Below are 17,598 nucleotides of genomic sequence, written 5' to 3' on the forward strand. Positions count from 1 at the left end.
TCCTTCACGTCCGTGCCTCCTTCATAAGCTGCCCAAGGATGCCGGCGCCCTGGCCGCGCACCATCTGCAGGTCGCAATCATATTCCGGCGTGGTCGAGCCGAAGCCGGGCTGTCCCGGGAACGAAAAGCTCACCGGGCTGTCGTTGGTTTCTTGCCGCGCGCCGGTCCAGTCCTCCGAGGTCTCGACCCCGCCATAGAACCGGCCCTGGGCGCGGCTGATGAATTGCTGGCCCTTGCGGGTGATCAGCACCTCGCCCGATTCGCTATAGGTGGTCAGATCGAAGCGCGTGACCTCCAGCGTCACGCCGTCGATCTGCACCGTCTCGCCGGTCAGCGCGTCATGGCCGACATGGCGCAGCCGCTCGCCGCTGTTCGAGCGGGTCCAGAAATCGAAATCGTCCCGCCCGGTCCGGGTCAGCGTGCTGAACGAGGCATGGTCGGCCGCCTGCTCCTCCAGCACGTCGACCAGGCCGCTGCGCAGGTCGGTGCTTTCCATCCAGCGCGTCTCGCGGTCGATGCGCGACTGGTAGGTGGCGCCCTCGCGGGTGAAATAGGTCACCCATTGGTCGCCGGGCGCGTCGCCCGAACAGCGGTAATGCTGCGCGACGGTGCAGCCGCGATTCTGCACCGTGATCTCCAGCCGGCAGCCCTCGGGCGGGGTGAAATTCGCCGCCATGGCCGGAAGCGCGAAAGGCGGCAGCGCCGAAAGGGTCAGTATGGCTGCCGCACCTGCCGCCAGCGTTGCGCGGCACCGGGCCGGCAACGCGCGCAGCCGGTGTACGCCCGGTGTACGCCCTGTGCCTGTGTTGTGCATCATGGTCCCACCCCCCTTATTCGGCGGCGACGCGGGCGCTGTCGGCTAGGAAGCCGGCAATGCTGTCGGCGGCCTCGCGGCCGTCGCGGATCGCCCAGACCACCAGGCTGGCGCCGCGCACGATGTCGCCCACGGCGAAGACGCCGGGCAGGCTGGTCTGATGCGTCTGGTAATCGGCCTTGATCGTGCCCCAGCGCGTCACCTCCAGCCCCGCGACGCCCCAAAGCCGCGGCAGCTCCTCGGGTTCGAAGCCCAGGGCCTTGATCACCAGGTCGGCCGGCTCGTCGTAATCGGCGCCCTCGATCAGCTCGGGCGACTGCCGGCCGCTGACATCGGGCGCGCCCAGCCGCATCTTCTGCACCCGCACGGCGCTGATCGCGACCGGCTCGCCGTCCACATCGACCTCTTGCGCCAGCCGCGCCTCGCCGGGGACATGGCCGACAAAGGCGCCGGGGGCGGAAAGCCACACGAATTCGACGCCCTCCTCCTCGGCATTCTGCACCTCGCGCTGGCTGCCCGGCATGTTGGCCCGGTCGCGGCGATACAGGCATTTCACCGATTGCGCGCCCTGGCGGATGGCGGTGCGCACGCAGTCCATGGCGGTGTCGCCGCCGCCGACGACCACGACGCGCTTGCCGCGGGCGTTCAGCTCGCCATCCTCGTAATCCGGGATCTCGTCGCCCAGATCGACCCGGTTCGAGGCGGTCAGATAATCCAGCGCCCGCGCCACGCCCTTGGCCTCGGCATTGTCCACGTCCAGGTCGCGGGTCTTGTAGACGCCGGTCGCGATCAGCACCGCGTCATGCTTGCCGCGGATGGCGTCGAAGCTGATATCCTCGCCGACATTGGCGTTCAGCACGAACTCGACGCCCCCGTCGCGCAAAAGCTGGCTGCGGCGTTCGACCACGGATTTTTCCAGCTTGAAGCCGGGAATGCCATAGATCAGCAGCCCGCCGGCGCGGTCGTGGCGGTCATAGACCGTGACCTGGAAGCCCATGCGGCGCAGCCGGTCGGCGGCGGCGAGGCCCCCCGGCCCGGCGCCGATGATGCCGATGGATTCCGGGCGTTCCTGGGCGGGGGCGGCGGGCTTGACCCAGCCTTCCTCCCAGGCGGTGTCGGTGATGTATTTCTCGATGGCGCCGATGGTGACGGTGCCGTGGCCGGATTGCTCGATGACGCAATTGCCCTCGCACAGCCGGTCCTGGGGGCAGATGCGGCCGCAGATCTCGGGGAAGGTGTTGGTTTCCTGGCTGCGAAAATAGGCTTCCTGCGTGCGGCCCTCGGCGGTCAGGCGCAACCAGTCGGGAATGTTGTTATGCAGCGGGCAATGGCTCTGGCAATAGGGCACGCCGCATTGGCTGCAGCGGCTGGCCTGTTCCTTGGCCTTGGCGTCGGCATACTCGCGATAGATCTCGTGGAAATCTTCCGAGCGCGATGCCGCGTCGCGTTTCTCGGGCATCTCGCGCCCGATGGTGACGAATTTGAGCATCTTCTGCGTGGCCATGGCTGCGCGTCCTTCGATGAGGAGTGTCTTCACAGCCTGATAAGTCAGGCCGCAGCCAAATAAAAGTCAACTAAGCTGACCTATTTACCGTTTTTCTGCGCGCGCCCTCGATTTTCTGCATGCGCAGCATGGGAAATAGGTCAGCATGTGTTACCAACTTGCCTGCAAAGCCAGCAAAACCACGGCGCCGACCACGATTCGCCACCAGGCGAACAGCGCATAGCCATGCACCGAGACGTAATTGAGCAGCCAGCGCACGACGACGACCGCCGCGACGAAGGCGCAGACGAAGCCGACAAGGATGTTCCCGGCCGCCGCCGCATCCAGGATGTCGCGGTTCTTGTAGAGGTCATAGACGAAAGCGCCCAGCATCGTGGGCATGGACAGGAAAAAGCTGAATTCTGCGGCAGAACGCTTGTCGGCGCCCAGAAGCAGCGCACCGACGATGGTCGCCCCCGAGCGCGAGACGCCCGGAATCATCGCCAGGCACTGGATGAAGCCGATGGCGATGGCGGTGCCGATCGGGATGTCCTCGGCGGCGTGATAGCGCGGATGCTTGACCATCCGGTCCACGAACAGCAGCACGATGCCGCCCAGGATCAGCATCACGGCGATCAGCGCCGGGGTCTCGAACAGGATTTCCTTGATGATCCGGTGCGCCAGCACGCCGATCACCACCGCGGGCAGAAAGGCCAGGGCCACGGCGGCGATGAAGCGCCGCGCGCGCGGGTCATGCGGCGCGCTGGAAAAGATCCGCCACAGCTTGCCGGAATAGACCCCCAGGATGGCGAGGATGGCGCCGAACTGGATCAATACCTCGAAGACGCGGCCGGGCGAATCGAAGCCCAGGAAATGCCCCGCCAGCAGCACATGGCCGGTCGAGGATACGGGAATGAACTCGGTCAGCCCTTCCAGCAGACCGAGCGCGGCAGCCACGATGGTGTTGTGATCCATCAGTTGTTGCGCAGGTTCTTCGCCGAGGCGGTGATCGCCTCATATTGCCCCGAGGGCCGGAAGCGCCACAGGTATTCCGCGATGACGGCGGGGGCGGCGGTCGGCTCGATGCCCAGATCGGCAAAGGTTTTCGCACCTTCGCCCACCTTGTTCGGCAACCGCAGCGTGCGGGCCTGGTCGCGGGTCAGGATGCGGTTGGTCAGCAGCCCGCCGACCACCACCTGGCCGGCATCCAGAACCGAGCCCATCACCCCGGCCAGCCAGTGCGGCAGGCCGATGATGGCGCGCCGGCGGTCGGTCGCGACCAGCACCTGCCGCGCCACATCGCGCATGGTCAGCACGTCCGGGCCGCCCAGTTCATAGATGCCCGGCTCGGCCTTGCCGGCGGCGGCCATGGCGGCGGCATGGGCCACGTCCTCGACATAGACCGGCTGCACCGGACAGTTCGCGCCCGGCACCAGCAGGATCGGCCCCAGCCGCGTCATCGCCGCGATGCGGTTGTAGAAGCGGTCGTCCGAGCCGAAGATGATCGAGGGCCGCAGGATCACCGCATCGGGGCGATGCGTCAGCACCGCGGCCTCGCCCCGGCCCTTCGAGGCGGCGTAGCGGCTGGGCGAGGCCGGGTCGGCCCCCAGCGCCGAAACATGCACGACATGCGCCACGCCGCGTTCGGCGGCGATGCGGGCGACACGGCCGGCGGCTTCCTCATGCACGGCGTCGAAGGTGTTCTTGCCCTCGTGCACCAGGATGCCGACGCAGTTGATCACCGCATCCGCATCGGCCATGCAGGCGGTCACGGACAGGTCGTCGCGGACGTTGCAGGGCACCGGCTCGACCTGGCCCGGCGCGCCATAGGTGCGCACGACGCCGGCCTGGTTCGGGCGGCGGACGGCGACGCGCACGCGCCAGCCCTCGGCCGCCATGATCCGGGCGATCTGCCGGCCCAGGAATCCAGACCCGCCATATATGGTGACAAGCTTGGCTGCGGACATGCGGCGCTCCCTTCGTGGCTTGCTTGTCTGCTCAATAGCCAAGGCTTCCGCCAGCGGCAAGCCGTGGCCGCAAGCCTGCGACGATCGCGTCCGCCACCCGCAGCGCATTGGCGGCGATGGTCAGGCTGGGATTGACCCCGTTCGAGGTCGGCATGAACGAGGAATCCGCCACATAGAGATTGTCCAGCCCGTGCATCCGGCAATCGCGGTCCAAGACGCTGTCGGCCGGGTCGTCGCCAAAGCGCAGCGTGCCGCAGGGATGGGCGAAGTTCAGCTGCGGCGCCGCGCCCATGAACATGGCGCGATGCGGCCGGAAGGCCTGGCGCATCGCCTTGCGGAAGGCGGCGCGGCGGCTGCGCAGTTCGTCCGAGATGTCGTAATGGAAGCGCAGCCGGTCCGGGTCGGTCGGGTCGGACAGCACGCGGTTGTCGGCATAGGGCAGATCCTCGAGCACGCCCACGAACAGCTTGGCATTGCCGAGCAGCCGCGCCGCGACCATGGCCGGGATGCGCAATCCGTGCCGCAGCGGCCGCAGCCGGCGCAGCGGCGAGCGCTCGAACCGGCCGTTCAGCGCGTGCAGGATCTCGCCGAATCCGGCGGAAAGGCCCATGGATTGCACGGTGCCGAAGCGCTGCCCGTCCATGAAATACAGATCGCGCATGCTGATCGAGCGCGAGGCGCCGGTCTCGCCCCGGCTCCGGCCGGCCCAGATCGCGATGATCTCGCTCAGGTGGAACATCAGGTTGCGGCCGACCAGGTCGTTGCCGTTGCCCAGCCCGTCGGGCCAGGTCTCGCTGCGCGACTGCAGCAGCAGCGAAGGCGAGGCCAGCCCGCCCGCCGCCAGCACGTAACGCTTGGCGCGCAGGGTGAATTCCTGCCCGTCGCGGCGGCAGGTCACGCCGGTGACGCGGGCGCCGTCGGCCTCGATCCGCGTCACCGGGCAGCGGTCGATCAGGGCCGCGCGGCCGGTCTCCAGTGCCGGCAGCACCCCGGCCGAGCGGCCGTCCATCTTGCAGCGCCGCGGGCAGCGCCGCCCGAAGCAGCTTTCGCAACCCGGCAGGAAGCGCGCCGCGATATGCGTGCGATAGGGGTGCATTCCGGTGCGCTGCAGCGCGGATATCAACGCCGCATCCGAGGCGGGCAGCGGCAGGACCGGCGGCAACAGCTGCGCGCCGTTCGGGGCCAGCGGATCGACCTCGCCGTTGATGTGGAAATAATTCTCGGCCAGCTGGAACCAGGGCCGCATCCCGTCATAGGAGATTGGCCAGCCGCCGGTCGGATGCGGATGCCCCTCGACCGATTCCAGATCGTGGCGCTCGGGCCGTTCCAGCGTGGCGGCATAGAAGGCCGAGGTTCCGCCGACCCCGGCGCCGATCATGCCGTCGAGTTCGCACCAGGCGCCGTCGAGCTGTGCCTCCAGCAGCCGCGGCCAGGCGCCATTGGCAAGCCGGGTCTCGGGGTCGCGGCTGTCCAGGCCCAGCGCGGGCAGGTCCGCGTCGCCCAGATCCCGGCCCTTCTCCAGGTAGAGGACCGAAAGGCCCGCTTCGGCCAGACGCCGCCCTGCGGTGCCCCCGCCGATACCCGTTCCGATCACGATGGCATCCCATTCGCGGGTTCTGAGGTCATCCATGGAGGATCCGTCTGGTTTTGAACTGATGACAAAGACACTGGTCGACGAAATGTTCTAGTCCCGCGCGGCTTCGCACGGCAAGCTGAATCAAAGGACAAGGCAATTCCGGGCGCGGCGGCGCAGGGCGATTTCCGGCCGCCGGCGTGCCGGCGCGGGGCGGTTCTCAGGACGCCGGGAAAAGTTTTGCGGCCTGTGAAGGTTTTTTGCAGATCCCCCGTTGACACCCCCCGCGACTGGCCTTAATCACCCGGCTCACGCGACCTGCCCAGGTGGCGGAATTGGTAGACGCGCACGGTTCAGGTCCGTGTGCCGCAAGGCGTGGAGGTTCGAGTCCTCTCCTGGGCACCATAAGACAAAAGCCGCGCAAGCCTTTGGGTTTGCGCGGCTTTTGCATTCTCGGCCGGACGGGCCGCCGGTGGCGCGGCCGTCTGGATATTGGCGGAACCACGAAATCGCCGGCCTTGATGCCGGGGCAGCGGCAGGACGCCTGCGCCGCGGCGTCGGCGGCATGGGGCAAGGAAGGGAAGGGGGCTGGATGATACCGCGTTTCGGACCGCCGCCGGGGCGGCGGGCCTATCGCCTGCGCCCGGGCGCCTATGCGCTACTGATCCGCGACGGATCGGCGCTGCTGACCTTCCAACAGGCCCCCGAACCCGAGTTCCAGTTGCCGGGCGGCGGCATCGATCCCGGCGAATCGGCCCTGGCCGCCCTGCATCGCGAGGTGCGCGAGGAAACCGGCTGGACCATCGGCTCGGCGCGACGGCTCGGGGCCTATCGGCGGTTCTGCTATATGCCGGACTATGAATTCTGGGCCGAGAAACTGTGTTCGGTCTGGATAGCCCGGCCGATCGCCCGGCTGGGGCTGCCCGGCGAGCCGGGGCACGAGGCGCATTGGCTGCCGTTGCCGCGGGTCGAGGCGCTGCTGCCCGACCCCGGCTCGCGCGCCTTCGTCCGCGCCGCGCTGCGCCGGCTGGCGGAATAGGACGGTCGTCGCGGCCAGGCTAGTCCCAGGGCGGATCGGCCTCCTTTCTGCGCTCGATCAGTACGGCCGAGATGTCGTCGTTGCGCTGTCCGCCGGCATAATGCGCCGCCGACCAGCAGATCGATTCCAGCAGCGCGTCGCCGCGCAGCAGGGCATTGGTGCGCAGGATGGCCTGCAGCCCCTCCTCGCCCAGAGGCTCGCCGCGGGCATTCTCGCTTTCCGTCAGGCCGTCCGAGGTGATGAACAGCCGGTCGCCCGGCCTCAGAACAAGCTGCACTTCCTCGTAATCGGCGCGCGGAAACACCCCGACCGGCAGGCCGCCACGTCCGATCCGCTCGATCCGGCCATCGGCGCGCTGCAGAACCGGGTGGGGATGGCCCGCCTGCACCAGTCGCAGCCGGCCGCTGAGAAAATCCAGGTCGGCATAGACCATGGTGAAATAGGAATCGGTCCGCAATTCCTCGAGCATCAGGATGTTGAGGTGGCGCAGCACCTCGGCCGGCGGGCGGGAATCGTAAAGGCCCAGCTCGGTGATGCGCAGCGCGATATTGTGGTCGGCGGCACTGGACAGCAGCGCCGCCAGCCGGGCGCTGAGCAGCGCCGCCGCCACGCCATGGCCGGCCACGTCCAGCGCGAAAAGCCCGATCCGTCGGCCGTTGATCGGGAAGAAGCCCACCAGGTCGCCGCCGATATGGCCTGCCGGCCGCATCAGCAGCGACAGGTCGAAATCGCCGAATCGCCCGTGACGCTCGCGCACCAGCCCCTGCTGCAGGCGTTGCGCCTCGCGCAGGTCGCGGTCGATCGCGGCCTGGGTTTCGCGCAGCCGGGCCAGGGTGGTGCTGAGTTGCGCATTGGCGCTGCGCAGGTTCTCCTCCATCCGCAGGATGCGCTCGCTGGCGGACAGCCGCGCCAGCAGTTCCGCCCCCGAGACCGGCTTGGTCATGAATTCGTCGGCGCCGGCCCGCAGCCCTTCGGCGATGTCCTTCTTGTCGTTGCGGGTGGTCAGCAGGATGAAATAGCCGTAGCGGTCCGACTGCATGTCGCGGAACCGCCGGCAGAATTCCAGCCCGCTCTGGCCCGGCATCATCCAGTCCGAGATCACGATGTCCGGCCGGCGCTCCAGGCAGATGCGCATCGCCTCCTCGCCGCCCGAGGCTTCGACCACGTGATAGCCGGCGCGGATCAGCTGCACGGCAAGCGTGCGCCGCTGCGCCCGGCTGTCGTCGACAAGCAGCACCAGCCGCGAACTGTGCGGGATCGAACTCACGGCCTGGCTGTCGAGGATCATCATGCCGAGCATCTAAACCGTCGGGTCTGAAAACTCCGTTAATCATGACAATTTTCGCGATTAACACGCGGTAGATGAATTTCCTGCTATCGTCAGGGCGTGATTCTCCCAAGGGTTGTCCACCTGCATTCCCCAAGTGGCGTGTCGTTTGAGGTGAAGATCGCCTGTATCCGAGCGCTAGACAAGGATTTTCTGCCGCAAGCGGCACCTGCGGTCGCGCAGACTGCTGGATCTGGACGGATCAGACCGCGAAGCCGCTGTTTCCTTGCCCAGGGGCGGCGTTTTTCAGCGCAGCGGACAGATCTGTCCAGCCGCTTTCGTTCAGTTTGAGCGTGGATCGCGATCATGCGCATAGCGGTGGCGCTCGCAATCGGCGGATAGCGGCGAGGATGGCGCGTACCATCGTGCCGGTGACAGCGACCTCGGCCAGCTGGAAGGTGATGGTGCGGGCGTGACGGACCACACGTGCCCCGATCTTGATCAGCTTCAGTTGCAGGCTGGTCAACGACCAGTCGGCCATGGCCTCGGGCAGCTCGATGCAGTGCAAGAAGGTGGCCAGGTTGTACGCCAGGGCGTGCAGTTGCAGCCGCACCTCATTGTCGCGGAACTTCCGGCACGACAGCCGCGTCCAGCGAAAGGCGTATTTGCCCTCTTTGATGTGCTGCTCGGCGGTGCCGCGCTGGTTGTAGAACCGCACCACCCAGTCCGGCTCCATCGGCAGGTTGGTGACGATGAAGCCGACACGCGGGAACAGTTCGCCCGGATGCCATTCGATCTTGGCGATCACCCGGCGTTCCTTGTCCCAGGACGCCGCCTGATACTCGAATTCCTCGAAGAACCGCTTGACCTTGGTCAGTGACGGCCGCCCGACAGGGCGCGTTAGCCGATGCGCGATCTTGTCCTTGAGGACCGCGTTTGCGGGCAGCCGGATGGCGTAGAAGAACCGCGCTTCTTCCAATCGCTCATAGATCGCCGGGATCGCGTAGGCAGCATCGGCCCGGAAGAACCTGCCACCAAGGTCGCGCTCCGCGTAGCGCGCAATGACGGGGTCGAGAACATCACGCCAGCCATCGGCGCTGTGGACGTTGCCATGGCGCAGGGCGCAGCGTTCCAGCATCCCGAACTGGTTGAACAGAAAGTTGGGGTGATAGCAGCTACAGTCGAAATGGCCATTCCAGGCGGACCCTTCCTGGTCGCCATGGGTCGGGCTGACCGAGCTGTCCATGTCCAGAACGATGTACTTCAGCCCGTTACGGTCATGGAACCGGTCGATCCATTGCCCGTTCAGGTCGGCCAGCGCGGCACGGTTCCCGGCCAGAGCCAGCGTCTCGGTCTCGAACCGTCCCATCTGCGATGCCGAGGCCGCTTGTGCATCGACCGCTCTGCCGCCGACAACTTGGCGCATGACCGGATCGCAGGCGAGACGGTTGGCGTCGTTGACATCCTCGTATCCGGCCAGCCGCCCAAAGACTGATTGCCGGAACAGGCCGTCGAGCCGATGGACCGTGTTCTTGCCAGAGCGAGTATCGCGCAGCGCCGCTGACGCCAAATCGGACAACCCGAGCGCGTCATCAAGCTCGCGCATCACCAGAAGGCCGCCGTCGGAACTGAGCTGCGTGCCGCGAAATTCCAGCCGCACGCGAGGGTCGAAATCCACCCGATCTGCCCGTTGCAAGCCCGCACCCTCTGGGTGATCCATGAAACGCGCCCCTCGCAGCCTTCAACACCATGTTTTATATAGGAAATATAATGGTCAGGACAGCGAAATCAGCGCCTTACTTGGGAAATGTGGGGTCCATGCTGGATTGGAACCGGATCAACGAACTGCGCGGCGAAGTCGGCGACGACGAGTTCCAGACCATTCTGGAACTGTTCCTGGACGAGGTCGAAGGGGTGATGATGCGCCTGTCGCGCCAGGATGCGCTGCGGCTGGAAACCGACCTGCATTTCCTCAAGGGCTGTGCCTGGAACCTGGGTTTTGCGGATTTCGGCCATCTCTGCGACGAGGGAGAGCGGCATGCCTCGGCCGGCAAGCCGCGCGATGTCTGCGTCGAGCGGTTGCTGCGGGCCTATTCCGAATCGAAACAGGCATTGATGCACCGCCTGGAAGCAGAGCTGCATCCGCCCCGGTCCGCGCGCCGTGCCTGAGCCGGATCGCCCTTGGCCGACGGATCATGGGCCGTCAGATCAGGAACTCGGCCAGAACCGGGTCGCGGGTGATGTCGCGATAGCCCATCCCCGCCGCTTCCAGCCTTTCGCAGATCCGTTCCAGGTTGCCGGGGGTGGTGGTCTCGATGCCGATCCGGACCGAACCGAAATTGCGCGCCGATTTCTTCAGGTATTCGAAGCGGGCGATATCGTCTTCGGGGCCGAGAAGTTGCAGGAAATCGCGCAGGGCGCCGGGCCGTTGCGGAAGGCGCAGGATGAAATAGCGCTTGAGGCCCGAGAAACGCTGGGCGCGCTCCTTGACCTCGGGCAGGCGCTCGAAGTCGAAATTGCCGCCCGAACAGATGCAGACCACGCGTTTGCCGGCCAGGTCGGTCATGTCGCGCAGCACGTCCACCGCCAGCGCCCCGGCGGGTTCCAGCACGATGCCCTCGATGTTCAGCATCTCCAGCATGGTGGCGCAGATGCGGTCCTCGGGCGCGGTATGGACCCGGTCGGCGCCGAAGCCGGCCAGCGCGCGAAACGGCAGGTCGCCGATCCGCGCCACCGCGGCGCCATCGACGAAATTGTCCACCGCCGGCAGCGTCACCGGCGCGCCCGCCAGCAGCGCCTCGCGCAGGCTGGCGCCGCCCTCGGGCTCGGCGAATTCGGCGCGTGTGCCGGGGGCCAGTTCGGAAAGCAGCCGGGTGACGCCGGCGGCCAGACCGCCGCCGCCGACCGGCAGCACCACCACGTCCGGCGCCCCGCCCAGCTGGTCGAGCAGTTCCAGCCCGACCGTGGCCTGGCCCTCGATGATGTCCGGGTCGTCGAAGGGCGACAGGAAGGTCGCGCCCTGCGCCTTGGCGAATTCCTGCGCCGCCGCCAGGGTCTGGTCGAAATAGTCGCCGGTCAGCACGATCTCGATGGCGCCATTGCCGAAGATGCGGGTCTTGTCGATCTTCTGCCGCGGCGTGGTGACCGGCATGAAGATCGTGCCCTTGGTGCCGAAATGCCGGCAGGCAAAGGCCATGCCCTGGGCATGGTTGCCGGCGCTGGCGCAGACGAAATGTCCCAGCGAGCCGGCGCCGATCTTGCGCATGGCATTGAAGGCGCCGCGCAGCTTGTAGCTGCGCACCGGCGTCAGGTCTTCGCGTTTCAGCCAGATCTCGGCGCCGTATTTCGCCGAGAGGTGGTCGTTCTTCTGCAGGGGCGTCGGCTCGAAGAGGTCGCGCAGCGCGATCTCTGCCTGGCGGACAGAGGCGGCAAAGTTTTCCATGCCCCGGCCATGGCGCGAAACGGGCGGATTCGCAAGGGTTTTCACGCTCTCAGCGCAGGGGACGGCCTTCGATGTAATGGCCGTAAAGGGTCGTGATGATCGACAGGTTGAACAGCGCCAGCATCAGATTGGCCAGGACCAGGGCGGCCGGCACGGCATATTGCAGCACGCCCTCGGCCCGCAAGCCGCCCGCCGCGGCGGCGAGCCCGCCCAGGATGACGAAAAGCCCGCCGATCATTGCGGTCACCACCTCGACGACGCCTTTCTCTTGTCCCGTCGCGCGCCAGGCCGCGCGCAGGTCAAGCTGCCGGCCAAGCGCCGCGGCGACCAGCTTGGGCGACAGGCGCAAGCCGACCCAAAGGGCAAGGATGCCGGCCAGAAGCCCGATCCAGCCTTCATGCGCCGCAGGCAAACCCAGCATCAGTTGCAGGGGAAGGGCCGCCAGCCCTCCCAGGAAGGAGATCGCCACCCACCAGCCGAAATAGGCGGCGACCCGGTCCCATCGCCGCTCCGGCCCGGTCTCGTTCAGCAGCACGTAGCGATGCCAGCTGACAGCGACCGAGAGGAGCAGGGCGATGGCCAGAACCATGCCCAGGAAACCCAGCGGAAAGGCGTCCGGCCGGGCAACCATGGCGATGGCCGAGCACAGGATCACCAGCGCCGACACCAGCAGGCGCGGCAGGGCGATCTGCGCGCTTGCGGCCAGATTGCCGGTGACCTGGCGCCAGGAATGGCGAAGGATAGCGGTGGCCTTGGCGAACACGGTGCCTCTCTTGCTGCGATTGCGGCGATATGCGGGGTTTTGCCAGCCCCGCGGGGCATTGGCCAGCCCGGGCCGCTGGGCGATGATGGACCAGCCCCTTGTGACGCCCGGCGAATGCGCCTATTCCCTGCCGAAATTTCACTGGGGGTCATCCGCATGTCCGACGCGCCGAAGAAAGTCGTCCTTGCCTATTCGGGCGGGCTCGACACCTCGATCATCCTGAAATGGCTGCAGACCGAATACGGCTGCGAGGTCATCACCTTCACCGCCGACCTCGGCCAGGGTGAGGAGCTGGAGCCGGCGCGCCAGAAGGCCGAGCTGCTCGGCATCACGCCGGAAAACATCCATATCGTCGATGTGCGCGAGGAATTCGTGCGCGATTTCGTGTTTCCGATGTTCCGCGCCAACGCGCTCTACGAGGGGCTCTATCTGCTCGGCACCTCGATCGCCCGGCCGCTGATCTCCAAGCACCTGGTCGAGATCGCGCATCAGCACGGCGCCGATGCCGTGGCCCATGGCGCGACCGGCAAGGGCAACGACCAGGTCCGCTTCGAGCTGTCGGCCTATGCGCTCGATCCGTCGATCAGGGTGATCGCGCCCTGGCGGGAATGGGATCTGACCTCGCGTACCCGGCTGATCGAATTCGCCGAACAGAACCAGATCCCGATCGCCAAGGACAAGCGCGGCGAGGCGCCGTTCTCGGTCGATGCCAACCTGCTGCACACCAGCAGCGAGGGCAAGGCGCTGGAAAACCCGGCCGAGGAAGCGCCCGACTACGTCTATCAGCGCACCGTCAGCCCCGAAGAGGCGCCCGACCAGCCCGAATATCTCGAGATCGGCTTCGAGCGCGGCGATGCGGTGTCGATCAACGGCGAGGCGCTGTCGCCCGCCACCATCCTGACCCGGCTGAACGAATACGGCCGCAAGCACGGCATCGGCCGGCTGGACTTCGTGGAAAACCGCTTCGTCGGCATGAAGTCGCGCGGCATCTACGAGACCCCCGGCGGCACCATCCTGCTGGAGGCGCATCGCGGCATCGAGCAGATCACGCTCGACAGCGGCGCCGGCCATCTCAAGGATTCGATCATGCCGCGCTATGCCGAGCTGATCTATAACGGCTTCTGGTATTCGCCCGAGCGCGAGATGTTGCAGGCCCTGATCGACAAGAGCCAGGAGCATGTGACCGGCACCGTGCGGCTGAAGCTCTACAAGGGCAGCGCCCATACGGTCGGCCGCTGGTCGGACCATTCGCTCTACAGCGAAAAGCACGTCACCTTCGAGGACGATGCCGGCGCCTATGACCAGAAGGACGCGGCGGGCTTCATCCGCCTGAACGCGCTGCGGCTGAAGCTGGTGGCGAACCGCAACGCCCGGTTCAAGTAACCGCACCGGCAGCGCAGGCCAAAGGCCGCGGACAGGTTCCGCGGCCTTTTTTCTGGCCGCGCCGGCTCGCGCGCGCAATCGACGCGCCGGCCCGGCTTCCTTCGTTTCCGCAAATGCTCTCGCCGGAGGCGGCCCGGCGCCTCTCATTCACCGTTTTCCAAATACCCGCCGTTCGGCGGAACCGGGGAACCGTGGCCGCCATGGCGCGTTCGCCCGCAGGCAACGGCCCAGGGAGGAACCGGAAATGACCATGGCCAAGAACACCATCTGCCTCTGGTACGACAAGGATGCCGAGGCGGCCGCCCGTTTCTATGCCGAGACCTTTCCCGACAGCGCGGTCACCGCGGTGCGCCACGCGCCCAGCGACTTTCCCTCGGGCAAGGCGGGCGATGTGCTGCTGGTCGAATTCACCGTCGCGGGCATTCCCTGCGTCGGCCTGAACGGCGGCCCGACCTTTCGGCACAACGAGGCCTTCTCGTTCCAGATCGCCACCGACGACCAGAAGGAAACCGACCGCTACTGGGATGCGATCATCGGCAATGGCGGCCAGGAAAGCGCCTGCGGCTGGTGCAAGGACAGGTGGGGGATTTCCTGGCAGATCACGCCGCGCGTGCTGACCGATGCGCTGGCCGCCGGCGGCGACGAGGCGAAGCGCGCTTTCGAGGCGATGATGCAGATGACCCGGATCGACGTTGCGGCCATCGAGGCGGCGCGGCGCGGCTGAGCCGCGCTTCCCTTCCCACGCCGCCTGCGGCAGGATGCGGGCATGACCCAGAACCCCGACCGCCCCGCCCATATCGCCATCGTCACCGTCTCGGACCGCGCCGCCCGCGGCGAATATCAGGACAAGGGCGGGCCGGGGGCCGAGGACTGGCTGCGCGCCACCATCACCTCGCCCATGGACATCACCCGCCGCATCATCCCGGACGGGCGCGAGATGGTCGCGGATTGTCTGCGCGACCTGGCCGACGACCAGGGCGCCGACCTGATCCTGATCACCGGCGGCACCGGGCCGGCGCCGCGCGACCAGACGCCCGAGGCCATGGCGGATGTGATCGAAAAGGAACTGCCGGGTTTTGGCGAGGAAATGCGCCGCGCCAGCCTGCGCGAGGTGCCGACCGCCATCCTGTCGCGGCAAAGCGCGGGCATCCGCGGCGCCACGCTGATGATCACCATCCCCGGCAAGCCCTCGGCCATCGCCACCTGCCTCGATGCGGTCTTTGCGGCGGTGCCCTATTGCCTCGACCTGATCGGCGCGGCCTATGTGGAAACCGACCCCGCCCGCATCAAGGCGTTCCGGCCGAAGCCGTAGGCGCGGGCCGAACCAGAAGATCGGCCGGCAGCGATTCGCGCAGCACCAGTTCGGCATTGCCGAGATCGTTCTCCAGATGCGCCATCACCTCGGCCGGCGAGCGGCCGAGGCCCTGCCAGCGCGCGGTCAGGCGGCGGTGCAGCTCCTCCATCGGCACATCCAGCATGATCGACAAGTCCCAGAGTCCGGCCAGTTTGCGCCAGGGCGTCCGATCCAGCAGCAGGTAATTGCCCTCGACCACCACCAGCCGGTGGCCGGCCTCGACCCGGCCGGCGCCGGCGACAGAGAGGTCCAGCGCGCGGTCGAAGATCGGATAGACCAACTCGCCGCCGGCCTTCAGCCGCTGCATCAGCGCCACGAAACCGGCGGCGTCGAAGGTCTGCGGCGCGCCCTTGCAGCCGCGCAGCCCGTCCGCCTCCAGCAGCCGGTTGTCCAGGTGGAACCCGTCCATCGGCACCAGAACCGCATCCTCCAGCCCGGCCACCAGCCGTGCGGCCAGGGTGGATTTTCCCGATCCCGGCGCCCCGACGATGGCGACGATCCGCCGTCCGGGCCCCAGCCGCGCAATCCGGTCCAGTATCTCATCCATGCAGACCATCCCGAGGGAAGAATAGCGGCGGCGGGGGCTGCGGTTCAAGCCGCCGTCGCCGCCTCGTCCGGCAGCTTGGCCCCGGTCATGAAGGCCACCGCGTCCGACATGGAATAGTCCTGCGGCCGGATCACGCAAAGCCGCCGGCCCAGCCGATGGATATGGATGCGGTCCGCCACCTCGAAGACATGCGGCATATTGTGGGAAATCAGGATGATCGGGATGCCGCGCGAGCGCACGTCGCGGATCAGCTCCAGCACCCGGCGGCTTTCCTTGACGCCAAGCGCCGCCGTCGGCTCGTCCAGGATCACCACCTTCGAGCCGAAGGCGGCGGCGCGCGCCACGGCCACGCCCTGGCGCTGGCCGCCCGACAGCGTCTCGACCGCCTGATTGATGTTCTGGATCGTCATCAGCCCCAGCTCGGTCAGCTTCTCGCGGGCGAATTTCTCCATCGCCGGGCGGTCGAGCTGGCGGAACAGGCTGCCCATGATGCCGGGCTTGCGCAGCTCGCGGCCCATGAACATGTTATCGGCGATCGACAGCGCCGGCGACATGGCCAGCGTCTGATAGACGCATTCGATGCCACAGCCGCGCGCATCCAGCGGGCTGGCGAAGTTCACCGGCTTGCCCTCCAGCGTGATCTCGCCCTCGTCGGGCTGGACCGCGCCGGACAGCGCCTTGATCAGCGAGGACTTGCCCGCGCCGTTGTCGCCGATGACCGCCAGGATCTCGCCCGGCATCAGCTCGAAGTCGCAATGGTCCAGCGCCGTGACCTTGCCATAGCGCTTGACCAGACCGCGCGCCTTCAGAAGCGGTTCTGCGGAAATGTTGGCGTTCATGCCGATGCCTTTCTGATCCATTGGTCCACCGCCACGGCGAGGATGATGAGCAGGCCGATGAGGAAGAAGGTCCATTGCGGATCGGTGCCGACCATTTTCAGCCCCATTTCGAACACGCCGACGATCAGCGCCCCGAAGAACATGCCGACGATCGAGCCGCGGCCGCCGAACAGGCTGATCCCGCCGATCACCACCGCCGTGATGGACTGGATATTGCCCAGTTGCCCGGTCGAGGCCGAGGGCGAGACCGAGCCGAAGCGGCCGATCATCACCCAGCCGGCCACGGCGCAGAACAGGCCCGCCAGGGCATAGACCTGGATCAGCACCCGCCTGGTGCGCACGCCGGCCAGTTCCGCCGCCTCCGGGTCGTCGCCCACGGCATAGACATGCCGGCCCCAGGCGGTATGGCGCAGCACATAGGCCAGAAGCGCGACCAGCGCGATCAGCAGGAACACCGCGTAAAGCACCTTGACCCCGCCGGGCTGGATGGAATTGCCCCAGAACTGCAGCGCGGGGGCGCTTTCCCCGATGGCCGAGGAACGGATGGTCTCATTCGCGGAATAGATGTAGTTCGCGGCCAGGATGATCTGCCAGGTGCCCAGCGTCACGATGAAAGGCGGCAGCCTGATGCGCGCGACCAGCCAGCCATTGGCAAAGCCCATGGCCGTGCCCGCCGCCAGCCCCAGCGCGATGGAAAGCGGCGCCGGGATGCCATAGCGGAAGGTGAACTGCCCCATCAGCACCGAGGAGAACACCGCGATGGCTCCGACCGACAGGTCGATCCCCGCGGTCAGCACCACCAGCGACTGCGCGCAGCCCAGGATGCCGACGATGGCGATCTGCTGCAGGATGGTGGACAGCGTCACCGCCTTGAAGAAGTTCGGCGATAGCAGGCCGAAGACGATGATCGCCGCGACCAGCACGATCATCGGCACCGCCGAGGGCGTCATGTGCAGCCAGTGCTGCAGGCGCTTCAGGGCGGTTTTCTGTTCCTGGAACTCGGCCACCTTGTCCGAGGCGCCCTGCAGGCCCTCCTCGTAGCCGGCGGCCGTCTTGGTGTCGGATGACATGGACGGTCTCCCCCCTTTTGCACGACGCCGCTTCCGGGCGTCGCTGCCTGTGGCCAG

The 17,598-nt window shown here is 67.1% G+C and carries 17 protein-coding genes and 1 tRNA gene; 6 read left to right on the top strand and 12 right to left on the bottom strand.

Annotated elements, in window-relative coordinates:
* Window positions 1–4 precede the first annotated feature (4 nt).
* The 5 genes from NBE95_RS06490 to NBE95_RS06510 all read right to left on the bottom strand — a co-directional run bounded on the left by NBE95_RS06490 (window position 5) and on the right by NBE95_RS06510 (window position 5,894).
* On the bottom strand, window positions 5–817 hold the full coding sequence (locus tag NBE95_RS06490) for a hypothetical protein (protein ID WP_289893094.1): 813 nt from the start codon (window positions 815–817) through the stop codon (window positions 5–7).
* 13 nt (window positions 818–830) lie between these two features.
* Window positions 831–2,318 (bottom strand): NAD(P)-dependent oxidoreductase, encoded by a 1,488-nt coding sequence (locus NBE95_RS06495; protein WP_289893095.1) that lies wholly within the window; start codon window positions 2,316–2,318, stop codon window positions 831–833.
* 150 nt (window positions 2,319–2,468) lie between these two features.
* Entirely contained in the window at window positions 2,469–3,275 is an 807-nt protein-coding gene (locus NBE95_RS06500; RefSeq protein ID WP_289894850.1) for an undecaprenyl-diphosphate phosphatase, read from the bottom strand.
* Window positions 3,272–4,264 (bottom strand): complex I NDUFA9 subunit family protein, encoded by a 993-nt coding sequence (locus NBE95_RS06505; RefSeq protein WP_289893096.1) that lies wholly within the window; start codon window positions 4,262–4,264, stop codon window positions 3,272–3,274. The genes NBE95_RS06500 and NBE95_RS06505 overlap by 4 nt, the downstream gene beginning before the upstream one ends.
* Before the next feature lie 31 nt (window positions 4,265–4,295).
* Window positions 4,296–5,894, bottom strand: a complete 1,599-nt coding sequence (locus NBE95_RS06510) for a GMC family oxidoreductase (protein ID WP_289893097.1) — start codon at window positions 5,892–5,894, stop codon at window positions 4,296–4,298.
* 263 nt (window positions 5,895–6,157) lie between these two features.
* On the opposite strand from NBE95_RS06510, the gene NBE95_RS06515 reads away from it, so the two are divergent.
* Both NBE95_RS06515 and NBE95_RS06520 read left to right on the top strand, forming a co-directional pair.
* Window positions 6,158–6,242, top strand: a tRNA-Leu gene (locus tag NBE95_RS06515).
* 187 nt (window positions 6,243–6,429) lie between these two features.
* The gene (locus NBE95_RS06520; RefSeq protein ID WP_289893098.1) at window positions 6,430–6,876 is read left to right on the top strand and encodes an NUDIX hydrolase; all 447 of its coding nucleotides are present in this window, start codon (window positions 6,430–6,432) and stop codon (window positions 6,874–6,876) included.
* A gap of 19 nt (window positions 6,877–6,895) precedes the next feature.
* On the opposite strand, the gene NBE95_RS06525 is transcribed toward NBE95_RS06520, so the two are convergent.
* Together NBE95_RS06525 and NBE95_RS06530 are read right to left on the bottom strand one after the other, a co-directional pair.
* On the bottom strand, window positions 6,896–8,167 hold the full coding sequence (locus tag NBE95_RS06525) for a fused response regulator/phosphatase (RefSeq protein WP_289893099.1): 1,272 nt from the start codon (window positions 8,165–8,167) through the stop codon (window positions 6,896–6,898).
* A 340-nt stretch (window positions 8,168–8,507) separates the two neighbouring features.
* Complete coding sequence (locus tag NBE95_RS06530; RefSeq protein WP_078527637.1) at window positions 8,508–9,863, bottom strand: IS1380-like element IS1247 family transposase; 1,356 nt, start codon at window positions 9,861–9,863, stop codon at window positions 8,508–8,510.
* A gap of 98 nt (window positions 9,864–9,961) precedes the next feature.
* Between NBE95_RS06530 and NBE95_RS06535 the strand changes: the two genes are divergently transcribed.
* Window positions 9,962–10,312 (top strand): Hpt domain-containing protein, encoded by a 351-nt coding sequence (locus NBE95_RS06535; protein ID WP_019351957.1) that lies wholly within the window; start codon window positions 9,962–9,964, stop codon window positions 10,310–10,312.
* A gap of 34 nt (window positions 10,313–10,346) precedes the next feature.
* Here the strand turns inward: NBE95_RS06535 and ilvA are convergent, their stop codons facing one another.
* Both ilvA and NBE95_RS06545 read right to left on the bottom strand, forming a co-directional pair.
* Window positions 10,347–11,585, bottom strand: a complete 1,239-nt coding sequence (ilvA, locus tag NBE95_RS06540) for a threonine ammonia-lyase IlvA (RefSeq protein WP_289893100.1) — start codon at window positions 11,583–11,585, stop codon at window positions 10,347–10,349.
* Window positions 11,586–11,634: 49 nt separating this feature from the next.
* Window positions 11,635–12,348 (bottom strand): hypothetical protein, encoded by a 714-nt coding sequence (locus NBE95_RS06545; protein WP_289893101.1) that lies wholly within the window; start codon window positions 12,346–12,348, stop codon window positions 11,635–11,637.
* 156 nt (window positions 12,349–12,504) lie between these two features.
* Here NBE95_RS06545 and NBE95_RS06550 point away from each other — a divergent pair, with 156 nt between their 5' ends.
* From NBE95_RS06550 to mog, 3 genes are all read left to right on the top strand, one after another.
* Window positions 12,505–13,731 (top strand): argininosuccinate synthase, encoded by a 1,227-nt coding sequence (locus NBE95_RS06550; protein ID WP_019352033.1) that lies wholly within the window; start codon window positions 12,505–12,507, stop codon window positions 13,729–13,731.
* Window positions 13,732–13,975: 244 nt separating this feature from the next.
* Complete coding sequence (locus NBE95_RS06555) at window positions 13,976–14,455, top strand: VOC family protein (RefSeq protein WP_289893102.1); 480 nt, start codon at window positions 13,976–13,978, stop codon at window positions 14,453–14,455.
* Between the two features lie 42 nt (window positions 14,456–14,497).
* Window positions 14,498–15,043, top strand: coding sequence for a molybdopterin adenylyltransferase (gene mog / locus NBE95_RS06560; protein ID WP_289893103.1), 546 nt, complete (start codon window positions 14,498–14,500; stop codon window positions 15,041–15,043).
* Here mog and NBE95_RS06565 read toward each other — a convergent pair.
* The 3 genes from NBE95_RS06565 to NBE95_RS06575 are packed head-to-tail and all read right to left on the bottom strand — an operon-like array spanning window position 15,018 to window position 17,541.
* Window positions 15,018–15,632 carry a nucleoside/nucleotide kinase family protein gene (locus NBE95_RS06565; protein ID WP_289893104.1) on the bottom strand — a complete coding sequence of 205 codons (615 nt, stop codon included), beginning with the start codon at window positions 15,630–15,632 and terminating at the stop codon, window positions 15,018–15,020. The genes mog and NBE95_RS06565 overlap by 26 nt on opposite strands.
* Window positions 15,633–15,676: 44 nt before the next feature.
* Complete coding sequence (locus tag NBE95_RS06570; RefSeq protein ID WP_289893105.1) at window positions 15,677–16,471, bottom strand: ATP-binding cassette domain-containing protein; 795 nt, start codon at window positions 16,469–16,471, stop codon at window positions 15,677–15,679.
* Window positions 16,468–17,541 carry an ABC transporter permease gene (locus NBE95_RS06575; protein ID WP_289893106.1) on the bottom strand — a complete coding sequence of 358 codons (1,074 nt, stop codon included), beginning with the start codon at window positions 17,539–17,541 and terminating at the stop codon, window positions 16,468–16,470. The genes NBE95_RS06570 and NBE95_RS06575 overlap by 4 nt, the downstream gene beginning before the upstream one ends.
* Window positions 17,542–17,598 lie beyond the last annotated feature (57 nt).

The sequence above is a fragment of the Paracoccus sp. TOH genome (assembly GCF_030388245.1).
Lineage (GTDB): Bacteria > Pseudomonadota > Alphaproteobacteria > Rhodobacterales > Rhodobacteraceae > Paracoccus > Paracoccus simplex.